Origin of the sequence: Methylobacterium sp. Leaf87 (genome assembly GCF_001422775.1) — a bacterium.
Lineage (GTDB): Bacteria > Pseudomonadota > Alphaproteobacteria > Rhizobiales > Beijerinckiaceae > Methylobacterium.
Map to the genome: position 1 here is coordinate 84,858 of NZ_LMMI01000003.1, position 25,406 is coordinate 110,263.

The 25,406-nt window shown below is 69.6% G+C and carries 23 protein-coding genes and 1 pseudogene; 12 read left to right on the forward strand and 12 right to left on the reverse strand.

Going from position 1 to position 25,406, the window contains the following annotated elements; translation table 11 throughout:
* Positions 1 to 108: 108 nt before the first annotated feature.
* The 6 genes and pseudogenes from ASF22_RS03280 to ilvN all read right to left on the reverse strand — a co-directional run bounded on the left by ASF22_RS03280 (position 109) and on the right by ilvN (position 4,120).
* On the reverse strand, positions 109 to 762 hold the full coding sequence (locus ASF22_RS03280; protein WP_056175212.1) for a pyridoxamine 5'-phosphate oxidase family protein: 654 nt from the start codon (positions 760 to 762) through the stop codon (positions 109 to 111).
* A gap of 315 nt (positions 763 to 1,077) precedes the next feature.
* Positions 1,078 to 2,097 (reverse strand): ketol-acid reductoisomerase, encoded by a 1,020-nt coding sequence (gene ilvC / locus ASF22_RS03285; protein WP_056175215.1) that lies wholly within the window; start codon positions 2,095 to 2,097, stop codon positions 1,078 to 1,080.
* 155 nt (positions 2,098 to 2,252) lie between these two features.
* Positions 2,253 to 2,915 (reverse strand): glutathione S-transferase N-terminal domain-containing protein, encoded by a 663-nt coding sequence (locus ASF22_RS03290; protein WP_056261617.1) that lies wholly within the window; start codon positions 2,913 to 2,915, stop codon positions 2,253 to 2,255.
* 58 nt (positions 2,916 to 2,973) lie between these two features.
* Positions 2,974 to 3,303, reverse strand: a pseudogene (locus tag ASF22_RS22785) (type II toxin-antitoxin system PemK/MazF family toxin); the annotation flags it as partial.
* Complete coding sequence (locus ASF22_RS03295; protein WP_056175219.1) at positions 3,284 to 3,523, reverse strand: hypothetical protein; 240 nt, start codon at positions 3,521 to 3,523, stop codon at positions 3,284 to 3,286. The pseudogene ASF22_RS22785 and the gene ASF22_RS03295, both read right to left, overlap by 20 nt.
* 54 nt (positions 3,524 to 3,577) lie before the next feature.
* Complete coding sequence (gene ilvN, locus ASF22_RS03300) at positions 3,578 to 4,120, reverse strand: acetolactate synthase small subunit (protein ID WP_056175221.1); 543 nt, start codon at positions 4,118 to 4,120, stop codon at positions 3,578 to 3,580.
* Between the two features lie 85 nt (positions 4,121 to 4,205).
* Here ilvN and ASF22_RS03305 point away from each other — a divergent pair, with 85 nt between their 5' ends.
* Entirely contained in the window at positions 4,206 to 5,096 is an 891-nt protein-coding gene (locus ASF22_RS03305) for a methyltransferase domain-containing protein (protein WP_056261416.1), read from the forward strand.
* 36 nt (positions 5,097 to 5,132) lie between these two features.
* On the opposite strand, the gene ASF22_RS03310 is transcribed toward ASF22_RS03305, so the two are convergent.
* The gene (locus ASF22_RS03310) at positions 5,133 to 6,908 is read right to left on the reverse strand and encodes an acetolactate synthase 3 large subunit (protein ID WP_056261420.1); all 1,776 of its coding nucleotides are present in this window, start codon (positions 6,906 to 6,908) and stop codon (positions 5,133 to 5,135) included.
* A 258-nt stretch (positions 6,909 to 7,166) separates the two neighbouring features.
* A complete protein-coding gene (locus tag ASF22_RS03315) occupies positions 7,167 to 7,427 on the reverse strand; it encodes a PepSY domain-containing protein (RefSeq protein ID WP_056261423.1) in 261 nt (86 codons plus the stop codon).
* A 240-nt stretch (positions 7,428 to 7,667) separates the two neighbouring features.
* Between ASF22_RS03315 and ASF22_RS03320 the strand changes: the two genes are divergently transcribed.
* The 11 genes from ASF22_RS03320 to folK all read left to right on the forward strand — a co-directional run bounded on the left by ASF22_RS03320 (position 7,668) and on the right by folK (position 20,890).
* Positions 7,668 to 8,189, forward strand: a complete 522-nt coding sequence (locus ASF22_RS03320; protein WP_056261426.1) for a chemotaxis protein CheW — start codon at positions 7,668 to 7,670, stop codon at positions 8,187 to 8,189.
* Positions 8,186 to 9,691 carry a protein-glutamate O-methyltransferase CheR gene (locus tag ASF22_RS03325; protein WP_056261430.1) on the forward strand — a complete coding sequence of 502 codons (1,506 nt, stop codon included), beginning with the start codon at positions 8,186 to 8,188 and terminating at the stop codon, positions 9,689 to 9,691. The genes ASF22_RS03320 and ASF22_RS03325 overlap by 4 nt, the downstream gene beginning before the upstream one ends.
* Positions 9,692 to 9,728: 37 nt before the next feature.
* Positions 9,729 to 10,283 carry a chemotaxis protein CheW gene (locus tag ASF22_RS03330; RefSeq protein WP_056175237.1) on the forward strand — a complete coding sequence of 185 codons (555 nt, stop codon included), beginning with the start codon at positions 9,729 to 9,731 and terminating at the stop codon, positions 10,281 to 10,283.
* 130 nt (positions 10,284 to 10,413) lie between these two features.
* Positions 10,414 to 12,084: a methyl-accepting chemotaxis protein gene (locus ASF22_RS03335; RefSeq protein ID WP_056175240.1), complete on the forward strand. Its 1,671-nt coding sequence runs from the start codon at positions 10,414 to 10,416 to the stop codon at positions 12,082 to 12,084.
* 111 nt (positions 12,085 to 12,195) lie between these two features.
* Complete coding sequence (locus ASF22_RS03340) at positions 12,196 to 14,430, forward strand: response regulator (RefSeq protein WP_056261434.1); 2,235 nt, start codon at positions 12,196 to 12,198, stop codon at positions 14,428 to 14,430.
* A gap of 38 nt (positions 14,431 to 14,468) precedes the next feature.
* Entirely contained in the window at positions 14,469 to 15,515 is a 1,047-nt protein-coding gene (gene cheB / locus ASF22_RS03345) for a chemotaxis-specific protein-glutamate methyltransferase CheB (RefSeq protein ID WP_056261622.1), read from the forward strand.
* On the forward strand, positions 15,512 to 17,215 hold the full coding sequence (locus ASF22_RS03350; RefSeq protein WP_056261436.1) for a response regulator: 1,704 nt from the start codon (positions 15,512 to 15,514) through the stop codon (positions 17,213 to 17,215). The genes cheB and ASF22_RS03350 overlap by 4 nt, the downstream gene beginning before the upstream one ends.
* Before the next feature lie 2 nt (positions 17,216 to 17,217).
* Complete coding sequence (locus ASF22_RS03355; RefSeq protein WP_056261440.1) at positions 17,218 to 19,104, forward strand: response regulator; 1,887 nt, start codon at positions 17,218 to 17,220, stop codon at positions 19,102 to 19,104.
* A 153-nt stretch (positions 19,105 to 19,257) separates the two neighbouring features.
* On the forward strand, positions 19,258 to 20,031 hold the full coding sequence (folP, locus tag ASF22_RS03360; RefSeq protein ID WP_200927083.1) for a dihydropteroate synthase: 774 nt from the start codon (positions 19,258 to 19,260) through the stop codon (positions 20,029 to 20,031).
* Positions 20,028 to 20,420, forward strand: a complete 393-nt coding sequence (gene folB / locus ASF22_RS03365) for a dihydroneopterin aldolase (RefSeq protein WP_056261448.1) — start codon at positions 20,028 to 20,030, stop codon at positions 20,418 to 20,420. Before folP ends, folB begins: the two co-directional genes overlap by 4 nt.
* Positions 20,417 to 20,890 carry a 2-amino-4-hydroxy-6-hydroxymethyldihydropteridine diphosphokinase gene (gene folK, locus ASF22_RS03370; RefSeq protein WP_056175257.1) on the forward strand — a complete coding sequence of 158 codons (474 nt, stop codon included), beginning with the start codon at positions 20,417 to 20,419 and terminating at the stop codon, positions 20,888 to 20,890. The genes folB and folK overlap by 4 nt, the downstream gene beginning before the upstream one ends.
* Here folK and ASF22_RS03375 read toward each other — a convergent pair whose 3' ends face one another.
* The 4 genes from ASF22_RS03375 to xoxF1 all read right to left on the reverse strand — a co-directional run bounded on the left by ASF22_RS03375 (position 20,891) and on the right by xoxF1 (position 24,891).
* Positions 20,891 to 21,448, reverse strand: a complete 558-nt coding sequence (locus ASF22_RS03375) for a L,D-transpeptidase family protein (protein WP_056175259.1) — start codon at positions 21,446 to 21,448, stop codon at positions 20,891 to 20,893. It abuts the gene before it with no gap.
* 1 nt (position 21,449) lies between these two features.
* Positions 21,450 to 22,304, reverse strand: a complete 855-nt coding sequence (gene xoxJ / locus ASF22_RS03380) for a rare earth element methanol dehydrogenase accessory protein XoxJ (protein WP_056175262.1) — start codon at positions 22,302 to 22,304, stop codon at positions 21,450 to 21,452.
* Positions 22,304 to 22,954 (reverse strand): c-type cytochrome, methanol metabolism-related, encoded by a 651-nt coding sequence (locus ASF22_RS03385; protein WP_056261624.1) that lies wholly within the window; start codon positions 22,952 to 22,954, stop codon positions 22,304 to 22,306. The genes xoxJ and ASF22_RS03385 overlap by 1 nt, the downstream gene beginning before the upstream one ends.
* A gap of 134 nt (positions 22,955 to 23,088) precedes the next feature.
* Positions 23,089 to 24,891, reverse strand: a complete 1,803-nt coding sequence (xoxF1, locus tag ASF22_RS03390) for a lanthanide-dependent methanol dehydrogenase XoxF1 (RefSeq protein WP_056175264.1) — start codon at positions 24,889 to 24,891, stop codon at positions 23,089 to 23,091.
* Positions 24,892 to 25,406: the final 515 nt, after the last annotated feature.

Consider the following 25,406-nt stretch of genomic DNA (forward strand, 5'->3'; position numbering starts at 1 on the left):
ACGCCATCCATGGGGATCGCCGCCGTCCCGGGCATTAACGCGAGCCTGCCCCCAGATACGCCCCGTGGACCCCTACCGGTCGGTCCACGGGGCGTTCTCCTGAGTGGTTCAGCTCTCGCCGCGCGCCACCCGGGCTTCGTATTCCGGCAACTCGATCTGGCCTTCCTTGGCGACGCGCGCCTTGTCTTCCTCGGGGATCACGTCGGCCACCATGTCGAGGCGCTTCCAGAGGGCCAGCGGGGTCTCCTTGTCGGGCGTCGGCACGTACTTGTTCTGTGCCACCTTCTGGTACTTGTGGATGTAGCGCGGGCAGTTGACCCACGCCTTGGTGACCTCGACCCGCACGAGATACTTGGCCTCGGTGTACTCGGCCATCAGGGGGTCGTCGCGCAGCATCCGGGCATGACCCTGGACGCGGACCCGATGCGGGGTCTCGAAGTCGATGAACAGCAGGCCGACCTTGGACTGACCCTCGATGTTGCCCATCGAGTACCACATGCCGTTTCCGTCGAAGCCCGGGAAGACGAGGGTGTTGTCGTCCAGCACCTTCACGAAGCCAGGGCTGCCGCCCTTGTAGGAAACGGTGGGCATGCCGTCCGGATCGACGGTGGATAGGAAGAACATGTCCCGGCTGTTGATGAAGGCGGCCTCGTCCTTGCCGATCCCGTCATGCACCCAGCCGGTGTCGAGGCGCTCGGCGAGCTTGACGGTGTTGTACTCTTCCTGAAGCGCGCGATGCGCGTCGTAGTAGAGCGATGCCATGGGTGTCCTCCGTGTGTCGGCCGCTCTCGAGGTGGGCGGCCGTTGCGGAGATGATTGCCGGGATTTTCGGTAGATCACAACAGCGGGGCGCGCCCTTCTCCCCTCCGCGGGAGAAGGTGGCACGCGAAGCGGGTCGGACGAGGGGGGCTACGATGGCGAACGTGGCGCTGCTCCTCTCCCGGTCGCTCCGCGACCACCCTCCCCCACGAAGGGGGGAGGGTTTCGCGCACGAAAAAGCCGGCGCCGCTGTCGCGACGCCGGCTTCATACATGGGGCGCAGCCGAGCAGAGCACGGCTGCGCCATCCCGAAAAGAATCAGTTCTTGGCCTTGTCGACGAGGGCCTTCTCGGAGATCCACGGCATCATGCCGCGCAGCTTGGCGCCGACTTCCTCGATGGGGTGGGCGGCGAGCTTGGCGCGGGTGGCCTTGAACGAGGTCTGGCCGACCTTGTTCTCCAGCATCCAGTCGCGGGTGAACTTGCCCGACTGGATGTCGTTGAGGACGCGCTTCATCTCGGCCTTGGTCTCCGGCGTCACGATGCGCGGGCCGGTGACGTACTCGCCGTACTCGGCGGTGTTGGAGATCGAGTAGTTCATGTTGGCGATGCCGCCCTCGTAGATGAGGTCAACGATGAGCTTCACCTCGTGGAGGCACTCGAAATAGGCCATCTCGGGAGCGTAGCCGCCCTCGACCAGGGTCTCGAAGCCGGCCTTGATCAGCTCGACGAGGCCGCCGCAGAGGACGGCCTGCTCGCCGAACAGGTCGGTCTCGCACTCTTCCTTGAAGGTGGTCTCGATGATGCCGGCGCGGCCGCCGCCATTGGCCGAAGCGTAGGACAGGCCGAGGTCGTGGGCGTTGCCGGAGGCGTCCTGCGCGATGGCGATCAGGGTCGGCACGCCGCCGCCCTTGAGGTACTCGCCGCGCACGGTGTGGCCGGGGCCCTTGGGGGCGACCATCAGCACGTCGAGGTCCTTGCGCGGCTCGATGAGGTTGAAGTGCACGTTGAGGCCGTGGGCGAACAGGAGGGCGGCGCCCTGCTTCATGTTCGGCTCCAGGGACTCCTTGTAGATGTCGCCCTGGAGTTCGTCCGGGGTGAGCATCATGACGACGTCGGCCTGCTTGGCGGCGTCGGCGACGTTCATCACCGTGAAGCCCTCGTGCTCCGCCTTCTTGGCGGTGGCCGAGCCCTCGCGCAGCGCGATGACGATGCCCTGCACGCCGGAATCGCGCAGGTTGAGCGCGTGGGCATGGCCCTGGCTGCCGTAGCCGACGATGACGACCTTCTTGCCCTTGATCAGGTTCAGGTCGGCGTCACGATCGTAATAGACCCGCATGGCGGTACCTTCTCTTTTCTCTCGATTGAGCATGAGTGCGCTCCGGCGCCCTCATCTGAAACAGCATCCGCGCGGCCGTGCGATCCGGGCAGCTTTTAGCGAGACGATTCCCTTGACGAAAGGGGAATCGTCATCCGAGCGGCGTTCTACGGGCCTTACGCGGGCAGGCGCACCCCTTCGCGGGCAAAGACGGCCCGCACGGCGGGGCGCGCCGCCATGGCGCGGGCATGCGCCGTCCAGTGGGGAAAGCGCTCCGCCATGTCGAAGCCGAGGGCCGGGCCACGGCCCCAGGTCCAGAACAGCAGCAGGTAGGGATCGACCACGCTGTAGCGGTGCCCCAAGGCCCAGCCGCCGTTCGAGAGCTTCACGTCCGTCATGGTGAACAGGTCGCCACACGTATCGGCGCCCTTGGCCGCGATGGCCGGAAACGCGTCCTCGTCGGCGGTGTAGCGCTCCGGCCGCCGGACATGGGCGTAGGCGATGTGATGGTTCGTCGAGAGCCATGCGAGCCACTCGTCGGCGCGTGCCTGATCGCGCGAATCCTCCGGCCATAGGCCCGCCTCCGGATGGAGGCGCGCGACGTGGCGCAGGATCGCCGTGTTCTCGGTCAGCACCCAGCCCTCCTGCAAGCCCTCCTGCAAGCCCCCCTGCACGAGAGCCGGCACGCGCCCGCGCTCGTTGACGGCGAGGTACTCCGCCGCACGCTGATCGCCCTTGGCCAGATCGAGCCGAACGGTCTCGAACGGCGTGCCGGTCTCCTCCAGGGCGATGTGCGAGGCCAGCGAGCAGGCGCCGGGGGCGTAGTAGAGGGTGGTCATGCCGATCTTCGTTTCCACGCATTGAGAGATCGAGGTGCAGACCAAGAAGGTTTGCGACTGTGCCTCGGACATCCTTCAGGACATCCGCGGGGACTTTCCCGATCGGTCGGAAGCCACGCATCGTGCGATCCACGCGACGGATCTGATCGCACAACACGGCGCCGCTCACGGCGAGTCCGTCCGGCAGGATGACTTTGGTCGGCCAGGGAGCCACATTCGACGTCACCGCACAGATGATCGCGGTGGCGTTTCGCTGGTGGAAGCCCCGGTTGGTGAGAACGAGCGCCGGCCGCACACCGGATTGCTCGCGGCCCAGAGTCGGGCACAGGTCGACCCAGACGAGATCCCGGGCATCCGGCAGGGCCGCCTCAGTGGCTCCAATCGTCATGGACGATCTCCGTGCCGACGTCCGGCCCCCAATCAACGAGCTCCGGCCGATTATTCGGGCCGAGACGATCCATCTCCGCCAACATCTCGTCGAGTGTGGGGACACGGCCGCGTGGGCTGATCTCTACGATCTGCCCATCGCTCAATCCGTTCTCGCGACCCACCTTCGCGGGAATCCGGATCACGAACTCATCCCCTGTCCGGTTGAGCTTGGCCTTCATGACGAGAGCCCCTTCCTCCGGAGGCAGGACAGTACCACCGTCGAGAGAAAAGCCTCACATCGCCTCCGACCCACGTCCCATGGCGGCGATGCCCGTGCGCGAAATCTCGACGAGGCCGATCACCGTCATCAGGCCGATGAAGCGGTCGATTTCCTCGGTGGTGCCGGTGACCTCGAACACGAAGGAATTCAGGGTCGCGTCGAGGGTCTTGGCCCCGAAGGCGGCCGCGAGGGTCAGGGATTCCGTGCGGTGCTCGCCGGTCCCGGCCACCTTCACGAGGCAGAGTTCGCGCTCGAGGGACTGGCCCTGAAGCGTCAGGTCGACCACGCGGTGCACGGGGACGAGGCGGTCGAGCTGTGACTTGATCTGCTGGATCACCGCATCGGTGCCCGTGGTGACGATGGTGATGCGCGAGATGTGGCGCGCGACCTCGGTCTCCGAGACGGTCAGGCTCTCGATGTTGTAGCCGCGGCCCGAGAACATGCCCGAGATGCGGGCGAGCACGCCGGGCTCGTTGTCGACGATGACCGCGAGGGTGTGCCGGTTGATGGGCTCGACCCGGCCGGCGTCGGGGTAGTGGGTATTCATCGCATTCATGGCTTGCCCCAGTTCCAACTCTTCGCTTCTTCGCCCATCCGGGTCCATGCTGGACCCGTTCCAGACGTCATGATACCGCGCCGCCATGGACAGTCGCCAGCGCACGCTCGCCGCCGTGAGGCCCCACGGCCGGACCGGCGTCGAACTCGGTCCCCTCGACCGGCCCCTCGTGCACCGCGGCGACGGCGACATCCTCTACGCCGACCATCTTTCGACGGACGACCTCGCCCGGAAATACGCCGGCCATGCCGCCGCCGGCCCGCGGGCCCGCGGCGCCCTGGTGGAGGTCGATCTCGTCCTCGACCGCCAGACCCTCGCCCAAGCCCTCGGGGACCGTGGTTCCGTGGACTACATCGTCGCCTCGCACGTCATCGAGCATCTGCCCGACCCCGTCGGTTGGCTGAGGGATTGCGCCGAGGCCCTGCACGAGGATGGCCTCCTGTTCCTGGCCGTCCCGGATATGCGCTTCACCTTCGATCGCGGCCGCACGCTCACCACCGTCGGCGACCTCGTCGGCGCCTCCCTCACCCGCCCCACGGGCCCGAGCCCGACCCAGGTCTACGAGCATTTTTCCCGCGCGGTGCAGGTGGATGCCAAGGCCGTCTGGGCGGGACGCGAGACCCGCTTCCCCCTGTTCACGGGACACGGGCCCGAGGCCGGCCTGGAGCATGCGCGGCGTATCCACGAGTCGGGTGGCACGATCGATGTGCATTGCAGTGTCTTCACTCCCGACAGCTTCGTGTCCGTCCTCGGCGAGGTGATCGCCATCGGTCTGGTGCCGTTCGCCTTCGCCGAGTTCACGCCGACGCAGCCCGGCGAGATCGAGTTCTTCGCGCTGCTTCGCAAATGCGAAGGACTCGCCCCGGCCAAGCGAGCGGCGTTCACCCCTCGGTCCGATCGGCCGGCCCCGCGTCCGGCCGCGCCGGGCTGGCGCAGCCGCCTGTCCAGCGCGCGCCGCCTCGGCGACCCGCGCTAGGGACCGGGACACGGGAGACGCCCGGCGGGATGCGGGTCAGACCAGCATCTTGCCCTCTTCCGAGATGATGTCGCCGATCTCGGCGCCGGTCTCACCGAGGTAATCCGACAGGATCATCTCGTTGTGCGCCTTGCCCGACGGGATCATGGGGAAGCAGTTTTCCTTCTTGTCGACGACGCAGTCGAAGATCACCGGGCCGTCGTAGTCCAGCATCTCCTGGATCGCCGCGTCGAGGTCGCCGGGCTTCTCGCAGCGGATGCCCTTGGCCCCGTAGGCTTCCGCCAGCTTGACGAAGTCCGGCAGGCTCTCGGAGTAGCTCTGCGAGTAGCGCGAGCCGTGCAGCAGCTCCTGCCACTGGCGCACCATGCCCATGTACTCGTTGTTCAGGATGAAGATCTTGACCGGCAGGCGATACTGCACCGCCGTGGACATCTCCTGGATGTTCATCAGGATCGACGCCTCGCCGGCGATGTCGATGACGAGCCCGTCCGGATGGGCGAGCTGCGTCCCGATGGCGGCGGGCAGGCCGTAGCCCATGGTGCCAAGGCCGCCCGAGGTCATCCAGCGGTTCGGCTCCTCGAACTTGAAGTACTGCGCCGCCCACATCTGGTGCTGGCCGACCTCGGTGGTGACGTAGGTCTCGCGGTCCTTGCACGCCTCGTAGAGACGCTGCACCGCGTATTGCGGCTTGATGATCGTGCCCGACGGCCAGTAGGCGAGGCAGTCGCGCGCCTTCCAGGTGCGGATCTTGCCCATCCAGGCGTCGAAGCGCTCCGGGTCCGGCCGGGTCGGCAGGGCCTTCCAGGCGGCGAGCATGTCTTCCAGCACCGAGCCGCAATCGCCGACGATCCCGACATCGACTTTGACGACCTTGTTGATCGAGGAGGCATCGATGTCGATGTGGATCTTCTTGGAGAACGGCGAGAACGCATCCAGGCGCCCGGTGATCCGGTCGTCGAAGCGGGCACCGACGCAGACCATCACGTCGCACTCGTGCATGGCGAGGTTGGCCTCGTAGGTCCCGTGCATGCCGAGCATGCCGAGGAAGTTCTCGTCCGAGGCCGGGAAGGCACCGAGACCCATCAGGGTCGAGGTCACGGGAAATCCGGTCTCGGCCGCGAGTTCGCGCAGCAGGGTCGAGGCGTGCGGGCCGGCGTTGATGACGCCGCCGCCGGTATAGAGGATCGGCCGGCGCGCGTTCGCCATCAGCTCGACGGCCGCCTGGATCTGGCCTGCGTCACCCTTGAACGCCGGCTTGTAGGTCTTGTGGCCGTTCTGGGTCGGACGCTCGTAGAGTCCGCTGGCGAACTGGATGTCCTTCGGCAGATCGACGACGACGGGGCCCGGCCGCCCGTGCGAGGCGACGTAGAACGCTTCGTGCAGGATGCGCGGCAGGTCGGCGATGGATTTGACCAGATAGTTGTGCTTCGTGCAGTGGCGCGTGATGCCAACCGTGTCGCACTCCTGGAACGCATCGGTGCCGATGAGGTGCGTCGGCACCTGTCCGGTGATGCAGACCAGCGGGATCGAGTCGAGCAGGGCGTCGGTGAGGCCGGTGATGATGTTGGTGGCGCCCGGTCCCGAGGTGACGAGGACGCACCCGACCTTGCCGGACGAGCGTGCGTAACCTTCCGCCGCGTGGACCGCGCCCTGCTCGTGGCGCACGAGAACGTGCTTCAGGGTGTCCTGATGGTAGAGCGCGTCGTAGATCGGCAGCACCGCGCCGCCGGGATATCCGAACAGGGTGTCGACACCCTGATCCTGAAACGCCCGGATGACCATTTCGGCCCCAGTCATGACCTCGCCGCCCATCGTCCTGCTCCTCGAACTCTGTTCTGAAATCCGTGTCGTCTCTCGTCGCGGCAACAAAAAAGGGCCCCGAAGGACCCTGCATGCGCCACCATCCGGATCGCGGTCCCTGGTATCAGGACCGCCCCGTCGGTGGCGCTTTCGTTACGATGAGGATGGCACGCATCGGAATGACCGTCTGATCTCTTCACCCGCCAAACCGGCGGATCGAATTTCGTGTCGCGTGTCGTAGCCGATCCGCCCCTCAGGGTCAACGCGGATCTACTCGGCGGGAACTTCGCCCAGGACGGCGCCGGTCCTCGGATCGGCATCGAACTTCATCCGGCGCCCGTTCTTGATGCCCTCGCCGTCCCAATGGCCATCGTCGGCTTCTAGTTTGATGATCTCCGAATAGCCGGCGGCCTTCAGGGCCTGCTTGGTCTGTGCCGGCGTGAGCCAATCCGCACCAGGCGTCTCCGCGAAGGCGACGCGGGGGCCGAGGGCGAGGGTCACCATGAGGGTGAGGCGCGTCAACCGTCGCATGCGAGATCCTGTCCTGTGTGGGAGCGCGTCCCCGTCCGACGCACGATCCATCTAGGGCGCTCTCCGCCGAAGTGGATGCCGGTTCGGCGGAAAAGAGCGCGGCTCCAGGCCGGTGGCGTTCGGGGGCATGGGGACCTCGAAAACACACGACCTTGGGCCTGAAGTGTTTGCCCGCCCGGCCCTGGCCGTCCTATCTGAGACGTGCTGAATGCCAGCGCGTCGAACCTCGCCCCGCCCGCGATGCCATCATCGGAAAATTCCCTGTCGACCACAACGGCCCTGCTCCTCCTCGACGTCGCCGGAAGTCCCTGCGCCCTGGTGCGGACCTCCGTGCGCGAGGTGCTGCCTCTGCCGGACCTGCATGCACCCCCGGCGACGGGCGGTCCACTGGCGGGCTTCCTCGACCTCGGCGGCGTGCCTGTGCCGGTGGTCGATCTCGCCCGTCTCCTCGGCCTCCCGGCCCGGGACGGCGCGGAAGCGGACGACCCCTATAGCCACCTCGTCCTCGCGGCGGACGCGACCGCGGCCTTCCTGGTGGATCGGGTCGAGGATCTCGTCGTCGTTCCGAGCACGGCGATCCAGCCCGTGGCCGAGACCCGCACCCTCAACGGCTGCGTCACGGCCGAGATCACCCTCGGCGACCGCATGGTGCATGTCCTGGACCTGGCCCGTCTGCTCACCGCCGAAGAGCGCCAGCGCCTGGACGACCTCACCCGCGCCGCGGCCGGACGCCTCGCCGCATTCGGGCGGATCCCTGCATGAAGCGGCCCGACCGGTTCGGCCCGCAATCCGACCCGGCCTTCCCGGCCCTCAAGGCTCGGATCATCGCGCGAACCGGCCACCACTACTACGCCGATAAGGACGACCTCCTGCTGGATCGCCTGCGCAAGCGGTTCAAGGCCAACGGCCTGCCGGACTGCGCCGCCTACGCGGCTCTGTTGAACGACAGGGCCCTGGGCGAGGCCGAATGGGCGGCCCTCGAGGCCGAGATCACCATCGGCGAGACCTTCTTCTTCCGCTACGCCGAGCAGTTCGCCGCCCTGCGCGGCACCATTCTGCCCGGCCTGATCGCGGCGCGGGCGCATGAGCGTTCCCTGAAGATCTGGAGCGCCGGCTGCTCGACGGGGGCCGAGCCGTATTCCCTCGCGATTCTCCTCCACGAGCTCCTCGGTCCCGCCCTGCCCGATTGGCGCATCGCCATCACCGGCAGCGACATCAGCACCGCGGCCCTGGCGACGGCGCAGGCCGGCCTCTACGGCCGCTGGGCCCTTCGAACCCTGCCGCCCGAGGAGCGGCTGCGCTACTTCACGTCCGGCCCGGTCCTGCCGGGTCCGGGCCGGGAGGGAACCTACACCCTGCGCACCGACTACCGCCGGATGGTCCGCTTCGAGCGCCGCAACCTGATGGAGCTCGTCGACGGCACCGCGCCGCCGCACCTCGCCGACTTCGATCTGATCCTGTGCCGCAACGTGCTGATCTACTTCGAGGCCGAAATCGTGCTGGGGATCGTGCGCGGTCTCGGGCGGCGCCTGCTGCCGGACGGTTGGCTTCTCATCGGCCACGCCGAGCCCAATCCCGCCTTCGCCCAGACCCTCGAACCGGTGAACCTGCCCGGCACCGTGGCCTATCGCCCCCGGGGGGCCGGCGAGCCGGTGATGGTGCAGCCGCCCGTCCCCTCCGCCCCGTGGGAACCCACCCTTCCCTGGATCGGCGAAGGGGCGAGCGCAACCGATCTTCGGAGCGTGTCGGACCCGTTGCCGGTCTGCCCGACCGGTGGGACGCTGGAGGTGGGGGCAGATGCGGACGGGGCGGGGCGGGACGCTTCTCCTCGGAACGACATCGCTCCACCGGTGACCCTAGACGACGATCTCACTCGGATCCGCACCCTGAGCGATGCCGGCGAGACCGGCCAGGCTTGGCGCAGGGTCCGGGCGGCCCTTCGTGCCGCTCCGATGGCGGCGGTCCTGCACTATTACGATGGGCTCCTCGCCCGGACCCTCGGGCGCGACGCGGAGGCCGAAGCGGCGCTGCGACGGGCTCTCTACCTCGATCCCGGCTTCGTCATGGCGCATTATCAGCTCGGCCTGCTTCTGATCGCCATGACGCGGCCGGCGGAGGGCTGCCGTTTCCTCGACAATGCCATCCGCCTCGGCGAGACCCTGCCGGCCGTGGCGCATCTCGCCGAAGCCGACGGGATCGGCCCGCGGGAACTGGCGCAGAGCGCGGCCCTGGCGCGTTCCACCCTGGAGGATCTTGCCGAATGAAGGCCATCCCAAGAACGTCCGCCATGAACGTCACCCCATGAACGGAGCCGCCGAAGCCGCCCGCCGACGGGCCCTGCGGGAGGCCCGCACGCGCGCCCTCGCGGGGCGGGATCGGACGGCGAGGCAGCGGGTGACCCTGCGCTCGTTCCTCGTGTGCGCGTGCGGCGAGGATCGCTACGGCCTGCCCCTCGCCCAGGTCGCCCAGGTCCTGCCCGCTCGCCCCGTCACGGCGGTGCCGGACGCGCCCGATGCCCTCCTCGGCGTCGTCGCCCTGTCGGGCCGGGTGGTGAGCCTGCTCGGGCTTGCGCGTGCGCTGGGACGCCCCGGTGCCGCCGAGCCCGGAGCCGGTCATATCGTGGTCCTGCGCGGTGGTGCGGCGGCCGTGGCCCTGGCCGTGGACCGGGTGGAAGGCGTCGTCGCCATCGCGGCGTCCGACCCGGACCTTCCGAACGCCACCGAAAGCCTCCTCGATCCGGCCGTCGCGGGATTGGGTCCCGGGGCGGTTTCGGGCTATGCCCCGGCGGGAACCCATGCGGGCGACGGCTTCGTCGCCGTCGATCTGCCGCGCCTCCTCAGGCGCTACCTGTCCTGAGTGTCCCTCGGAGAACGCCCGCCGCACCGTCGCGCTCGGAACGAGAGCCGACGGTGATCGGGCGTTCCGGAAGGCACTCCGGCGCCACCTGCCCGGTGTGCGTCGGTTTCGTGGAGCCTTGAGCCAGCCTGTGTCGATCTCCATCGGAAAACGCATCCTCCTCGGCTTCGTCGCCATCACCGTGGTGATCGTGGCGCTGGGCCTCTACGCCCTCGACCAGATCAGCGCCGTGCGCGACAACATGAACACCATCGTCAAGCGGGACCTGACGGTGGCGCGCCAGCTCGACGACCTCGGCAACAAGGCCCGCGACATGGGGCTCTTGCGGCGCAACGCCGTGATGGCGGCGCTCATGCGCAACCGCCCGGAGGCGGAGCTGATCCAGATCGTCGAGACCTGGCGGCGCATGGGCCAGGAGGCCGATGCGCTCTTCGGCGAGGTGGTCCGGACGGCCAACGGGTATTCCGCCACGGCGCCGGCTCCGGCGCGCGCCGCGGCCTGGAAGAAACTCGCCGAGACCGCCGAGGCGGCGGCCGGCGACTTCCGGCAGTTGCGCGCGGTCAGCGAGCCGCAATTCACCGCCATCGCGGCCAGGGACGCCGAGGCCATCGAGGCGCGCAACGAGCCGATCAACCGGATGCAGGAGGTGCTCCTGGCCGACATCGAGCGCACCCGCGAGGCCCTCGACGCCGGGATCGCCGCCGGCCAGCAGCGCGCCGCGGAAATCTACGACCGCAGCCTGTGGTCCGTCATCCTGACCCTGGCCGCCAGCGTGCTGCTCAGCATTCTCATCACCGCCCTCATCCGGCGGGGCGTGGTCAAGCCCTTGGAGGACGTGATGCAATTCGCCGAGCGCGTCGGCGGCGGCGACCTGTCCGGCACCCTGGCGACGAAGGGCGACGACGAGATCGCCCGGCTCGGGCGCACCCTCAACGGCATGGTGGCGGGGCTCGCCGATCTGGCGCGCACCAACCGCGCCGCGACGGCGGATCTCAACGCGGCGGCGGCGGAGATCCGCGCCTCGGCCCAGGAGCAGGCGGCCTCCGTCGAGGAGCAGTTCGCCGCCGTCCAGGAGACCGCCGCCACCGTCGACGAGATCACCCATTCGGGCGCCCAGATCGGCAAGCGCGCCGGCGAGGTCATCGCCACGGCGCAATCCACCGCCCAGACCTCGCGGGCGGGCCTGCGCGCGGTGGCCGACACCGCCAAGGCCATGGAGGCGATCCGCGAGCAGGCCGAGGCGGTGGCGGGCAACATCGTCGCCCTGTCCGAGAAGACCCAGGCCATCGGCGACATCATCACCACCGTCAACGACATCTCGGAGCGCACCCATCTCCTGGCGCTGAACGCCGCCATCGAGGCGGCGGCGGCGGGCGATAGCGGGCGGAGCTTCGCCGTCGTCGCCTCGGAGATGAAGCTGCTCGCCGATCAGGCCAAGGCGGCGACGGGGCAGGTCCGCACGATCCTGGGCGAGATCCAGCGCGGTATCAACACCTCGGTGATGCTGACCGAGGAGGCGGTCAAGCGCGCCGCCGCCGGCAAGGCCCGCTCGGACACCACCCAGCGGACCATCGAGGAGATCACCGCGAGGGTCGAGGAGAGCGTCCAGACCTTCCAGCAAATCGTCGCCTCGACCAACCAGCAGCAGCTCGGCATCGAGCAGGTGATGGGCGCCCTCCAGAACATCCGCCAGGCGAGCCAGCAGACGGCAGCCGGCACCCGCGAGGTCGAGGCCGCCTCGGCCAATCTCACCGAGCTGGCCCAGGCCCTGATGACCCTGGCCGAGCGCTACCGGCACTGAGACGCGGGAGGCCGAGGCCATGAAACGAACCCGCTTCCCGAAGGGCTCAGGCCCGCTTCCGCACGTGCGTTCGCACCTGCGGAAGCGGGCCTGAGCGGCGAGCCGAACCGGATGGACATTCGCCAACTCCTCCTCGCGGCCTTCGAGGTCGAACATCGCGAGCATATCGACGCCATCCGCGCGGCCCTGGCCGGGGCGGCGGAGTCCCGCGACTGGAACGACGTGTTCCGCCGGGCGCACAGCCTGAAGGGGGCGTCGCGGGCCGTCGACCTGCCGGCGGTGGAGGCCGTGGCCCATCGGTTGGAGACCCTGTTCGACCGCATCGTCGAAGGCGGCGGCACCCTCGACCGGGGGGCGGAGGCCGCTGTCCAGCTCGCGCTCGACCGGATCGAGGCCTATGTCGGCGGCCTTACCGACGGGGTCGGTGCGCCGATGCCGGACGATGCGCTGCAGGCCCTCGACCGCTGCCTCGACCCCGGATCCCCCGTGGCAGCCGCGCCGGATCCGGCGCTCCGGTCGGCCGAAGCGCCGCCGGCCGTTCCACCCGCCGCCCCTGCGCCGACCGCGCCCGAGCCGGCGCCCGAGGCCGGCGCGCTGCTGCGCGTCCCGGCCGAGGCCATCGATGCCCTGACCCGGGCGAGTCACGAGCTCGCGAGTGCCCTCGGGGGCGAGGTGGTCCTGGCCGAGGGGCTCGCCCGATTGACCCGGCGGGCGGGCGACCTCGGCCTCATGGCCGAGCGGTTGCGCGGGACGGCGACGGCCGCGACGTCCCTGCGCGACCTCGAGACCGGTCTGCTCGCCCTGGCCCGCGAGGCCGCCGACCTGTCGCGGGTGCGCCTCACCGTCGCCTCCGCCGTCGAGGCGGCCGCGGCCCGGGTGGCCGAGCACGCCGAGCGCCTCGCCCTCGTGCCGGCCGAGACGGTGTTCGGCGGGTTTCCCCGCGCCCTGCGCGAACTCGCCCGCGAGGGCGGGCAGGAGATCGCCGTCCAGACCACCGGCCTCGATCTTCCGGTGGAGCGCTCAATGCTCCAGGCCCTCAAGGACCCGGTGCTGCATGCCCTGCGCAACGCCCTGAGCCACGGGGCCGAAGCCTCGGAGGCGCGCGCCCGCAGCGGCAAGCCGCCGGCCCTCGCCATCGGCCTCGACGTCGCCGTCCGGACCGGGCGCCTCGTCGTCACGGTCCACGACGACGGGCGCGGGCCGGATCTGCGCGCCATCGCCGAGGCCGCGCGGCGGCGGGGGCTGGCGGCGACGGAGGACGATCCCGAGGCGCTCCTCGCCCTGGTGTTCGAGGCGGGGCTCTCGACGGCGGCCGAGGTCGACACCCTGTCGGGGCGCGGCATCGGCCTGTCCGTGGTGGCCGACGCCGTCCGCCGCCTCGGCGGCCAGGTCCGCCTGAGTCCCCGAGCGCCCTGGGGTACGGAGCTCGCCATGACCCTGCCCCTGCAGGCGGCGCGGCGCGCGATGCTCCTCGTCGAAGCGGGGCAGGCGACTTACGCCGTGCCGAGCGCCGCCGTGGAGCGGGTGATCCGGTTCGATCCGCGCGACCTCGACCGGGCCATGGGCCGGCCGGTCCTCAGGGTCGTGTCGGAGGGCGGCGCAGGCGCCACCCTGCCGGTCCTGGCGCTGGCCGATCTGCTCGGTCGTCCCGGCGGCCGGTCGCCCGAGGCGGGGACCGCCGTCGTCCTGCGGGCCGGGGGCCGGCGCGTGGTCCTCGTCGTCGAGACCTTGCGCGAGGTCCGCACCCACCTCGTCCTGCCGGCGCCGCCCATCGGCGCCGACCCGCGCCTCGTCTCCGGCACGGTGATCCTGGGCGACCGCCCCGTCCTCGTCCTCGAACCGGACGGCCTCGTCGCCCGGGCGGCGGAGGCCGGATTTCAGGCCGGACCGGATGCCGCGCTCCTCCCTGGGGCGGAGCGCGGAACGATCGGTTCGGCCTCACGTTCGAACAACCTCGCGAACAACATCGCCGCCACCCCGACGACCATCCTGGTCGTCGACGATTCCATCACCACCCGCACCCTGGAGAAGGGCATCTTGGAAGCGGCCGGTTACCGCGTCGTCGTCTGCGTCGACGGGCAGGACGCCATCGAGCGCCTGCGCGCCGGGATCGAGCCCATCCGGCTGGTGCTGGCCGATGTCGAGATGCCGCGCCTCGACGGGTTCGGCCTGCTGAAGGCCATCCGGGCGGAGGAATCCGTCGCGCGCCTGCCGGTCATCCTGATGACCTCGCGGGGCGATCCCGAGCACGTGGCGCGCGGCCTCGACCTTGGGGCCGACGCCTACCTGACCAAGCAGAGCTTCGACCAGCGCCGTCTCCTCGAGACCATCGGGCAATTGCTGTGACCGGACCCGCGACCCCCGACACGCCCCGCGTGCGGGTGATGCTCGTCGAGGATTCCCTCGTCGTGCGCCAGCTCCTCATCCACATCGTCGGGCGCGATCCGCGCCTCGAGGTCGTGGCCGCCGTCGCCTCGGGCGAGGAGGCGCTCGCCACCCTCGCGTCCGCCCGGCCCGACGTCATTTCCATGGACATCCGCCTGCCGGGCATCGACGGCCTGGAGACCACCCGCCGGATCATGGCCGAGCGGCCGACGCCCATCGTGGTGGTGGCCGACGCCATCGAGGATTCGTCCCTGCGCATCTCCATGAACGCCCTGCGGGCCGGCGCCCTCTCGGTGGTGGAGAAGCCGGTGGCCACCACCCATGCGGGCTACGAGACCGTGGCTACGGAGATCTGCACGCAACTGCGCATCATGGCCGCCGTGCCGGTGATCCGCCGCCGGCCCATCGGTGCGGAATGGGCGGGCCGGCCCCGCGACCTGCGTGCCCTGATCCCCGCCATCGCGTCCGAGGCACCGAGCGTGGTCGCCATCGCGGCGTCCACGGGCGGCCCTCCGGCCCTCGCCCGGGTCATCGGGGCGCTGCCCGAAGATTTCCCCCTGCCGGTCCTCGTGGTCCAGCACATGGGTGCGGCCTTCATGGAAGGCTTCGCCGCCTGGCTGAACGGCGTCGTCGCCCTGCCCGTCGCCGTGGCGCGCGACGGCGAGCGCGCGGCCCCCGGCCGGGTCTACGTCGCGCCCGGCGACCGCCACCTCGAACTGGCGCCCGGCGGGGGCCTGCGCCTGACCGACGCCGACCCCGTGGGCGGGCAGCGCCCGGCCGCCACCGCCCTGTTCCGCTCCCTCGCCCGCCATGCCGGTCCGCGCGGGGTCGGCGTGCTGCTGACCGGCATGGGCGAGGACGGCGCCGTTGGGCTCCTCGACATGCGCCGTGCCGGGGGCGCCACCATCGCGGAGGACGAGAGCACCGCGGTGGTGTTCGGCATGCCGGCCGCCGCGATCCGCATGGGAGGCGCCGGCACGGTGCTGCCGCTGGACCGGGTGGCTTCCCATCTTGCCAGGATCGTCGCTGGGGGGAGCATGCCGTGAGCGACCCGGCCCGCCTGCTCCTCGTCGAGGATTCCGAGACCCAGGCCCTCGAATTGCGGCTGCTGCTCGAAGGGCACGGCTTCTCCGTCGAGCGCTGCGCCACGGCGGAAGCGGCCCTCGACCACCTCAACACCCGCCTGCCCGACCTCGTGGTGGCCGACCACCACCTGCCCGGCATGAACGGCGACGAGTTCGCCCGCCAGCTCCGCCTGTCCCTGCGCACCCGCGCCCTCCCGCTTCTCATGCTGACGGGCGCGCGCGACGGCGAGCGCCAGGGTCTGGAGAGCGGCGCCGACGCCTACGTGGCCAAATCCGCCGACCGCGACATCCTGATCCTGCGCATCCGCGCCCTCCTGCGCGAGCGCCTGGGCGGCGGCTCGGAGGCGCCCGGCGCCTCGGGGTTCCGGCGCGGGCGCGTCCTCGTCGTCGACGGAAGCGCCACCTACCGCACCTTCCTCGCCGGGCTGCTGGCCCACGAGGGCCACCTCGTCAGCGTCGCCGACACCGCCGAGGCCACCCTCGCCGCCCTCGACGCCGACGGCGCCGCCTTCGACTGCGTCACCATCGATCTCCTCGGCACCGCCTATGACGGCCTCGGCCTATGCCGGGCCGTCGACGCCCGCCGGGCCGCCGACATCGCCGCCCGCGAGGCCGGCACGCCCACCTTCCACGTGGTCGGCATCGCGGGCAGCACGCCGGCCAAGGATTTCCTCGTCCAGGCCTTCGCGGCCGGTGCCGACGACGTGGTGTCCAAGGTCGACGGCGACGTGCTGGTGATGCGGGTGCGCAGCCTGGTGCGGCGCAAGCTCCTGGAGGAGGACAACCGTCGCATCGCCGGCGAATTCGGCGCCCGCGAACGCGCCCTGGAACGGGCCCGGGCCGAGGCCGAGGCGGCGGAGGCCCGCGCCGCCCTCGCGGGCGCCCTGGAGCAGGCGAATTCGGATCTCGCCACCGCCAACCGCAAGCTCACGGATGCCCAGGCCAAGCTGGTGCAGGCCGCCAAGATGGCCTCGCTGGGCGAACTCGTCGCCGGCATCGCCCACGAGATCAACAACCCGCTCGCCTTCATCCTCGCCCACCAGGGCACCGTGGAGCGCCTGCTGAACGAGGTCGTCGCGGACCCCGCCCCCGCCGACGCCCCGCGCCTCCTGAAGAAGTGCGGCGACCGGGTCGGCGCCATGCGGATGGGCCTGACCCGGATTCAGGACCTCGTCCTGAACCTCCGGAAATTCTCGCGCCTGGACGAGGGCGAGCGGGCCCTCGTGAACGTGCCGGATGCCATAGAGACGGTTCTGGCCCTGATCCAGCACAAGCTCGGCGACCGGATCGCCGTGGTCCGCGACTTTTCCGGCCGGCCGGAGATCCACTGCACCCCGGCGCTCCTCAACCAGGTGGTGATGAACATCCTCGGCAACGCCGCCGACGCCATGCCGGAGGCCGGCACCATCACGATCCTCACCGCCAGTACCGACGAGATCGACGAGATCCGCATCTCGGATACCGGGCCGGGCATTCCCGAACCATTGCGCGAGCGGATCTTCGAGCCGTTCTTCACGACGAAACCTGTCGGCGCGGGCACCGGCCTCGGTCTCGCGATTGCCTACTCGGTGGTACAGGCGCATAGCGGCACGCTCACGGTCGAGGCCGCCCCGGGCGGCGGAGCCTGTTTCATCATCGGCATCCCCCGGCAGGCGCGGTGAGCATGTCCAAAGCTACGATCCTCGCCGTCGACGACGAACCCGACATCCTCATCGCCCTCGAGGACCTGTTCGAGGACGAGTACCGGGTCCTGACCACCAGCCGTCCGGCCGAGGCCCTGGAGATCCTGGCGGCCGAGCCCGACATCGCCGTCATCGTGTCGGACCAGCGCATGCCGGGGATGACCGGCGACGCCATGCTGGCCCAGGCCCGCGGCCTGCACGACGCCCAGGCGATCCTGCTCACGGGCTACGCCGACATGAGCGCCGTCATCAGTGCCCTCAACCAGGGCGGCATCACCGGCTACGCCACCAAGCCCTGGGACGCCGATCTCCTGCGCGGCGCCGTGCGCCAGGCCTACGAGCGCCACCGCCTCGGGCGCGAACTCGCCACGGAGCGCGCCCTGCTCATGGGCCTCCTGGATCACTCCGAGGATGCGATCTCGTTCAAGGACGGACAGGGCCGGTTCGTCCGCCTCAATGCCCGCAAGGCCGAGCGCCTCGGGCGAACGACCGCCGAGTGCCTCGGGCGCACGGAGGCGGCGCTCCGGGACGACCCCGCGAGCACGGACCACGCCGGCACCGAAACCGACGGGGCGGCGGAGGCCGACGCCCAGGCCATCGCGGCGGGCCGGCCGACGGAGACCGAGATCACCGAGGGGCCGGAGGGGGCGGAGCGCTGGAGCCACGTCGCCCGGGTGCCGATCCGCGGCGCCTCGGGCGCGGTGGTGCATCTCGCCACCATCGAGCGCGACGTGACCGAGCACCGGCTTCTCGAAGCGCGCCTGCGCCAGTCGGACAAGATGCAGGCGCTGGGCACCCTCGCGGGCGGCATCGCCCACGACTTCAACAACCTCCTCACGGCGATTCTCGGCAGCCTCGAACTCGCGACCCCCAAGATCGCGGACCAGCCCCGCGTGCTGCGCCTCGTCACCAACGCGACGCAGGCGGCCCAGCGCGGGGCGACCCTGACGAAGCGCCTCCTCGGCTTCAGCCGCTCGCGCGACCTCCGGCCCCGGGCCGTCGACCTCAACCACGTCATCGCCGGCATGGGCGAGTTGCTGGGGGGGAGCCTCGGCGGCCTCGTGGGGCTGACCCTGCGGCTCGACCCGGCCGCACCCGCCGCCCGGGTCGATCCCGATCAGCTCGAACTCGCGGTGCTCAACCTGTGCATCAACAGCCGCGACGCCATGCCGGAGGGGGGGAGCATCACCGTCTCGACCCGGATTTTGGCCCTGCGGGACGATCCCGACCTGCCGGATGGCGACTACGCCGCCATCGAGGTTGCGGACACCGGCACCGGCATCCCGCCGGCGATCCTGCAACGGGTGTGCGAGCCGTTCTTCACCACCAAGGCCGTCGGCCAGGGCACGGGGCTCGGCCTCGCCATGGTGTTCGGCCTCGCCCAGCAATCGGCCGGGCGCCTGCGCATCGCCAGCGAGGTCGGCGAGGGCACCCGCGTCGAACTGCTGCTGCCCCGCACCGAGGCCGAGATCGTGGGGGAGGCCGCACCCGAGCCGGCCCCGGCGGCGCCCGTCCAGGCCGCCCGCATCCTCGTGGTGGACGACGACCCCGAGGTGCGTCACGTGACGGCCTCGTTCCTCGCCACCTTCGGCTACGCCGAGAGCGAGGCGTCGGACGGGCCCTCGGCCGTGACCCTGCTGGAACGGGACCGCTTCGACCTCGTGGTGGCGGATCTGGCCATGCCGGGCATGACCGGCGTCGAACTCGCCGCCATCGTGCGCGCGCGATGGGCCGGCGTGCCGGTGCTCATCCTCACGGGTCACGCCGAGGCGATCCCGATCCCGGCCGACCTGCCGGTGCTGCGCAAGCCCTTCGAATCCGGCGATCTCGCGGCCGAGGTGTCCCGCCTCCTCGTCCCCGGGCCTTGACGGCGACGCAGACCGGCCGGGCAGGCGTTGCTCCCCGGGCGTAATCGCGCCAAAGCAGTCCGAACCGTCATCCCATCCGACAGAGCCCCCGTGCCCCCTCCTCCCTCGAAGCTGCAGACCCTGCTGCCCGATCTCGGGCAACGCGTGCTCGTGATGGGCATCCTCAACGTCACGCCGGATTCGTTCTCCGACGGGGGGCGCTTCGCCGATCCCGGGCCCGCCCGCGCCCAGGCCGAGACCCTGGTGGCCGAGGGGGCGGCGCTGATCGACATCGGCGGGGAATCGACCCGGCCGGGGCATACCCCCGTCTCGGCCGAGGAGGAGCAGGCCCGCATCCTGCCGGTGATCCGCGACCTCGCGTCCCGCCTGCCCGTGCCGATCTCCGTCGACACCTACAAGGCCGCCACCGCCCGCGTCGCCCTGGAGGCGGGTGCGCGCATCGTCAACGACGTCTGGGGCCTGCAGCGCGAGCCCGATATCGCCCACGTCGCCGCCGATCACGGCGCGCCCGTGATGGTGATGCACAACCGCGAGACCATCGAGCCCGGGATCGACATCGTCGCCGACATGCTGCGCTTCTTCGAGCGCTCCCTCGCCATCGCTCGGCAGGCCGGCATCCGCGACGCCGACATCGTCCTCGATCCGGGCATCGGCTTCGGCAAGAGCTGGGAGCAGCACCTGGACGCCCTGCGGCGGCTGCCCGAGATCGTCGCCCTCGGCTTTCCCGTCCTCGTCGGCGTCTCGCGAAAGTCCCTGCTGGGGCGCCTGCACAACATCGAGACGAAGCCCGTCGACCGCCTGTTCGGCTCGCTGGCGAGCCACGTGCTGGCCGCGACCCTCGGCGCCGGAATCGTGCGCGTCCACGACGTCGCGCCCCATGTCGATGCCCTCCGGGTGGTGGATGCCGTGATGAGGCCGGAGCGATGACCCTGTCCCATCCCCGCGATCGCATCCTCGTCCAGCGCATCGCGGTCTTCGCCTATCACGGGCTCCTCGCGGAGGAGGCGCGCCTCGGCCAGCGCTTCTACATCTCCCTCGAATGCCGCCTCGACCTGGCGCCGGCGGGCCGCTCCGACGAGGTCGCCCATACGGTGAGCTACGCGGACCTCACCGAGATCGTCATCCGGATCGCGACCCAGCGGCGCTTCGCCCTCATCGAGGCCCTGGCCGAGGCCATCGCGGCCGAGATCCTGTCGGCGCACGAACCCATCCGGTCCGTGAGCGTGCGGGTCGACAAGCCGAGCGCGCCGGTACCGGCGGTGATCGAGGGCGTCGCCATCGAGATCGTCCGCCACCGGGCCGGAGACGCGTCGTGAACGCCGCCTATCTCGGCCTCGGCTCCAACATCGGCGACAAGGCCGCGACCCTCGCCGAGGCGGTGGCGCGCCTCGCCGTGACGCCGGGCATCCGCATCACCGCCCGCTCGGCCGATTACCGCACCCCGCCCTGGGGCGACACCGACCAGGATTGGTTCCTCAACGCGGCCTTGGGGCTGGAGACGAACCTGTCGCCGCACGACCTCTTGGAGGCGGGCCTCGCCATCGAGACCGCCATGGGCCGGGTGCGCGAGCGCCGCTGGGGGCCGCGGGTCATCGACATCGACGTGCTGCACTATGCCGGCGCCACCATCGACGACGCCCGCTTGGTCCTGCCGCACCGGTTCGTCCGCGAGCGCGCCTTCGTGCTCGTGCCGCTGGCCGAGATCGCCCCCGACCTGGTCATCGGCCCCGAGACCGTGGCGCAGGCGCTCGCCAAGCTCGACACCGCGGGCATCGAGCCGGTCTGATCAGGGGCGGATCTCCACGGGCGTGCCGACATCGACCCGGGCGTAGATGTCCGCCATCTCGCCATTGGTCACGCCGACGCAGCCGTTGGTCCAGTCGACGAAGCGGTGTAGGGGGCCGAACCACGAGAAGCCGTTGAGCAGGCCGTGGATCATGATGTCGCCACCGGGCTCCCGGCCCTCCGCCGCCGCCACGGCCGCCTGCTCCGGCGTCGGATAGGACACCTTGAGCGACAGGTGGGCGACGCTGCGCGGGTTGCGATACGCGATCGCATAGAGCCCCTCCGGCGTGCGCCCGTCGCCCTCGCGGGCCTTCTGGCCGACGGGCGCGAAGCCGAGGGAGACCGGATAAGTGGCGAGCACCCGTCCCTCCCGCAGGAGGGTGAGGCGCCGCGCGGCCTTCTCGACGAGGACGGCGTCGGCCCGGTCCGAGACCGGCACGAGGTCCGGCTCGACGCGAGTCCATTGCTGCCGATCAGCCACGACGGCGACCGTCCCGAGACCCACGACGGCGGCGGCGAGCCACCATCGCCGGGTCCGGGGCGGACGTGCGTCCGTCATCTCAAGGGGATGCCGGGGCGAGGAGCTTGTTGCCCTCTTCCTCCAGCAGCGGCACGTCGAAGTCCCGCAGGACCTTCTCGATGTCGGTGCGACGCTTGCGCAGGATGGTGTTGAGGCTGCGCTTCCAGTCGTTCTCCTCCATCCGCACGCCGAGGGCGATGCGGAAGGTGAGCGGTGGCCGGTCGGGCTCTTCCAGCAGCGGCACCACCGCCATGGGCACGCCGCTCTGTTTCGCCAGCCAGCCGGCGGCCGGCCCCCACAGGATCGCCGCGTCGATCCGCTTCTCGGCGAGATCCGCGATCACCTCGGCCGCGATGGTCTGGTGTTTGCGCGCCGGGTCGAGCTGGTAGGGCGCGTAGGCCTTCATGGTGCTGACGAGGCCGAGTTCACCCATGCGGTTCACCGGGGGCGTGCCGCCGATGACGCCGATGGCCTTGCCCTTGAGGCGCGGATCGTCGAGGCGCGTCACCCCGTCGAGGTCGCCCTTTCGGGTGACCAGCGTATAGGCCGAGCGGTAGTACGGGTTGGTGTGCTGCACGAGTTCCCCGCCGGACGCCGACCCCATGATGAGGTCGCACAGGCCGGTGCCCAGGGTGTTGCGCACGAAGCCGGGTCCCTGCGTCAGCCAGTAGTAGCGGACCTTGACCTTCAGCTCCTCGGCGATGATCGCCGCGATGCGGTTCTCGAACCCGTCCTCCTTGCGCTGGGAGAACGGCATGTTGCCCGGATCGCCACAGACCCGAAGGGTGTCCGTGGTGACGAGGTCGGGCAGCGATTGCGCCAACGCGGGTCGCGCCCCTGCTGCGGCGAGCAGGAGCGCGAGGACGAGGCCGGTGGTCGAGCCTGTGCGGGTCATCAGCCGCCCAGGCACTCCTTCTCGGCCTTCTTGGCGGCCTCGGGCTTCTCTTCCTTGTCCGTCGGGCGGACGCGCGGCATGGCGCCGGAGGCACGGGCCTTCAGGTAGGTGTAGAGATCGTCAGCGTAGCACATGACGTTCTTGTTGTCGCCGAAGGCAGGCATGACGTTGGTGCCGGCCGCGCTGACATCCTGTTTGCCGCCGGCGATGACGCCGATGAACTCCTCGTACGACAGGCGCTTGAGCGAATCCTTGAGGGCGGGCGCGTAGGTCGAGCCCATGGCGTCGGGGCCGTGGCAGACGTGGCACTCGGCGTGATAGCGGCGGTAGCCGGAATAGGCGTACCAGTCGAACTTCTTGCCATCGTTGCTGATGTGATAGGTCGGAGCGCCGTCCTTGTCGAAATACTTGCCGTCCTCGACCTTCACCGCCTGATACTTGTCGAGCAGCTTGGCGTCCTTCTCGGGCGCATTGGGATCGAGTTGGTTGACCAGGGCCGCATCGGTGGGCTTGGCGTCCGCGGTCTTGGCGTCCGCGGTCTTGGCATCAGCCGGCTTGGCGTCCTGCGCCTGGACGGCAGCAGTGGATGCGAGCGCGAGAACGAGGGCGGCCACGAGCGGACGGATGGCGGCTTTGCTTTGGTACTGCAACGACGTTTCTCCCAGGAGCATCCATCGGCCCGTTCGACCGATGTTCGAATTGTTCTTGATAATGACCTAATCATAAAGATGCCGGCGCGGAAACCCGCGCCGGCACCCTAACCTTCAAAGCTTCGTGCGACCGATTAGTTCGGGAGCGCGAACACGGTCAGCTGACCGCCGAGGTTGGTGTAGTTCGAGAGGGCGGCGTAGCCACCCACCGCGCCGAGACCGGCGTTCGGGTCGGTCAGGCCGGCCGCGAGGCCGATGCCGGCCCAGCCACCGACACCCGACAGGATGCCGACGAACTGCTTGCCCTTGTGCTGGTAGGTCATCACGTTGCCGATGATGCCCGACGGGGTCTTGAACTTGTAGAGCTCCTTGCCGGTCTTGGCGTCTACGGCCTTCAGGTAGCCCTCGAGGGTGCCGTAGAACACCACGTCACCGGCGGTGGCAAGAGCGCCAGACCAGACCGAGAACTGCTCGGAGTTCGACCACTTGATCTTACCCGCGATGTTGTCCCAGGCGATGAAGTTGCCCATGCCGCCGTGGCTGTTGGGGGCCGGGTACATGGCCAGCGTCGCGCCGACGTAGGGCTGACCGGGGGTGTAGGACACCCGGAACGGCTCGTAGTCCATGCAGACGTGGTTGGTGGGCACGTAGAACAGCTGGGTCTTCGGCGAGAACGCCGCAGGCTGCTGGTCCTTGGTGCCGAGAGCGGCGGGGCAGATACCCTTGGAGTTGGTATCCTCACCGTTCTGCTCGGTGGAGTACTTGGCCTGGACGAGCGGACGACCGTAGGTCTTCGAGCCCTTGTCCATGTCGACCTTGGAGGCCCAGTTCACCACCGGATCGAACTTCTCGGCGACCAGGAGCTCGCCGGTGGCGCGATCGAGGGTGTAGCCGAAGCCGTTACGGTCGAAGTGTGTGAGGAGCGGACGATCCTTGCCATCGACCTTCTGATCCGTGAGGATCATCTCGTTGATGCCGTCGTAGTCCCACTCGTCGTGCGGGGTCATCTGGTAGACCCACTTGGTCATGCCGGTATCCGGGTTACGTGCCCAGATGGTCATGGACCACTTGTTGTCGCCCGGACGCTGCTTGGGGTTCCAGGTCGAGGGGTTGCCCGAGCCGTAGTAAACGAGGTCCAGCTTCGGATCGTAGGAGAACCAGCCCCAGGTGCAGCCGCCGCCGGTCTTCCACTGGTCGCCTTCCCAGCTCTTCAGCGAGGAATCCTTGCCGACCGGCTTGCCGAGCGAGGTGGTCTTCTCGGGATCGACGATCAGCTGGTCGTCGGGACCGACGGAGTAACCGCGCCAGGCCTTCTTGCCGGTCTTGGCATCGTAGGCCGTGACGTGGCACTGCACGCCGAACTCGCCGCCGGAGATGCCGACGATGATCTTGTCCTTCACGGGCAGAACGGTGGCGGTGTTGGTCTCACCCTTCTTGGGGTCGCCGTTGACGACGGACCAGTTCACCTTGCCGGACTTGGCGTCGAGCGAGACGACGGTGGTGTCGGCCTGGTGCAGGATGATGTTGCCATCGGCGTAGGCGAGACCACGGTTGACCGTGTCACAGCACATGACCGGGATGACCGACGGGTCCTGCTTCGGCTCGTACTTCCAGACGATCACGCCTTCCTTGTCGAGGTCGAGGGCGTAGACGATGTTCGGGAAGGGGGTGTGGACGTACATCATGTTGCCGACGACGAGCGGGGAGCCCTCGTGGCCGCGCAGCACGCCGGTCGAGAACGTCCAGGCGACCTGGAGTTGCTTGACGTTGCTGGCGTTGATCTGGTCGAGCTTGGAATAGCGGGTGTTGCCGTAATCGACGGTCTGAAGGACCTGCTCGGCCGGGTTGGCCGTGCGCTTCAGGACGTCTTCGTTGGCGAGGACCGGGCTAGAGGCCACCAGGCCGGCGCCCAGGGCGAGAAGGTGAACCGCTCTCATGCATTCCTCCGACAAGTCTTGACACCGAGCGTTCGCAGATCCGGAGATGCGCGAGTTTTCGATGCGACCTGCTGTTTGCGACAGGGACAGATAACGCTTCCGTAGCGGGCGGAGGGCCGAACCGAACCATGAGGTCCCGGGTCGATCCTCCTGGCCGAGGGCCGCTATCCCTTTGCGGCGCCCCTCGAAACCGAAGCTTGAATGAACTCTAAGAAAAATTCCGGGGCCGTCAACTCGCTTTGTGAGGGTTTCCTGAGGCTAGGCCAAAGGTCGTAAGGCCCCGACCTTGGTGAATCGACCCCTAATGCTGCGGCGCAACCGATGTTGCGGTGCAAAAACAGCGATCTTGTTACCAAAGCTTTTTATAGGGCGGACGGGATCTTATGCGCGAAACGCATGCGGACATGCGGAATGCATGCGTGGTCCTCGATTCAGGCTGGATCCGGACCGAACGCGCCCTCGGCTTCGGTCGGACGCCGCCGGTAGTCCCGGGGCCATGCAGGATAGTGCAGGGT

Bases quoted from the DNA above. Each gene is read 5' to 3' on its own strand.
- ASF22_RS03280 (WP_056175212.1), bottom strand. From the start codon at position 762: ATGGCATCGCTCTACTACGACGCGCATCGCGCGCTTCAGGAAGAGTAC.
- ilvC (WP_056175215.1), bottom strand. From the start codon at position 2,097: ATGCGGGTCTATTACGATCGTGACGCCGACCTGAACCTGATCAAGGGC.
- ASF22_RS03290 (WP_056261617.1), bottom strand. From the start codon at position 2,915: ATGACCACCCTCTACTACGCCCCCGGCGCCTGCTCGCTGGCCTCGCAC.
- ASF22_RS03295 (WP_056175219.1), bottom strand. From the start codon at position 3,523: ATGAAGGCCAAGCTCAACCGGACAGGGGATGAGTTCGTGATCCGGATT.
- ilvN (WP_056175221.1), bottom strand. From the start codon at position 4,120: ATGAATGCGATGAATACCCACTACCCCGACGCCGGCCGGGTCGAGCCC.
- ASF22_RS03305 (WP_056261416.1), top strand. From the start codon at position 4,206: ATGGACAGTCGCCAGCGCACGCTCGCCGCCGTGAGGCCCCACGGCCGG.
- ASF22_RS03310 (WP_056261420.1), bottom strand. From the start codon at position 6,908: ATGGGCGGCGAGGTCATGACTGGGGCCGAAATGGTCATCCGGGCGTTT.
- ASF22_RS03315 (WP_056261423.1), bottom strand. From the start codon at position 7,427: ATGCGACGGTTGACGCGCCTCACCCTCATGGTGACCCTCGCCCTCGGC.
- ASF22_RS03320 (WP_056261426.1), top strand. From the start codon at position 7,668: ATGCCATCATCGGAAAATTCCCTGTCGACCACAACGGCCCTGCTCCTC.
- ASF22_RS03325 (WP_056261430.1), top strand. From the start codon at position 8,186: ATGAAGCGGCCCGACCGGTTCGGCCCGCAATCCGACCCGGCCTTCCCG.
- ASF22_RS03330 (WP_056175237.1), top strand. From the start codon at position 9,729: ATGAACGGAGCCGCCGAAGCCGCCCGCCGACGGGCCCTGCGGGAGGCC.
- ASF22_RS03340 (WP_056261434.1), top strand. From the start codon at position 12,196: ATGGACATTCGCCAACTCCTCCTCGCGGCCTTCGAGGTCGAACATCGC.
- cheB (WP_056261622.1), top strand. From the start codon at position 14,469: ATGCTCGTCGAGGATTCCCTCGTCGTGCGCCAGCTCCTCATCCACATC.
- ASF22_RS03355 (WP_056261440.1), top strand. From the start codon at position 17,218: ATGTCCAAAGCTACGATCCTCGCCGTCGACGACGAACCCGACATCCTC.
- folP (WP_200927083.1), top strand. From the start codon at position 19,258: ATGGGCATCCTCAACGTCACGCCGGATTCGTTCTCCGACGGGGGGCGC.
- folB (WP_056261448.1), top strand. From the start codon at position 20,028: ATGACCCTGTCCCATCCCCGCGATCGCATCCTCGTCCAGCGCATCGCG.
- ASF22_RS03375 (WP_056175259.1), bottom strand. From the start codon at position 21,448: ATGACGGACGCACGTCCGCCCCGGACCCGGCGATGGTGGCTCGCCGCC.
- xoxJ (WP_056175262.1), bottom strand. From the start codon at position 22,304: ATGACCCGCACAGGCTCGACCACCGGCCTCGTCCTCGCGCTCCTGCTC.
- xoxF1 (WP_056175264.1), bottom strand. From the start codon at position 24,891: ATGAGAGCGGTTCACCTTCTCGCCCTGGGCGCCGGCCTGGTGGCCTCT.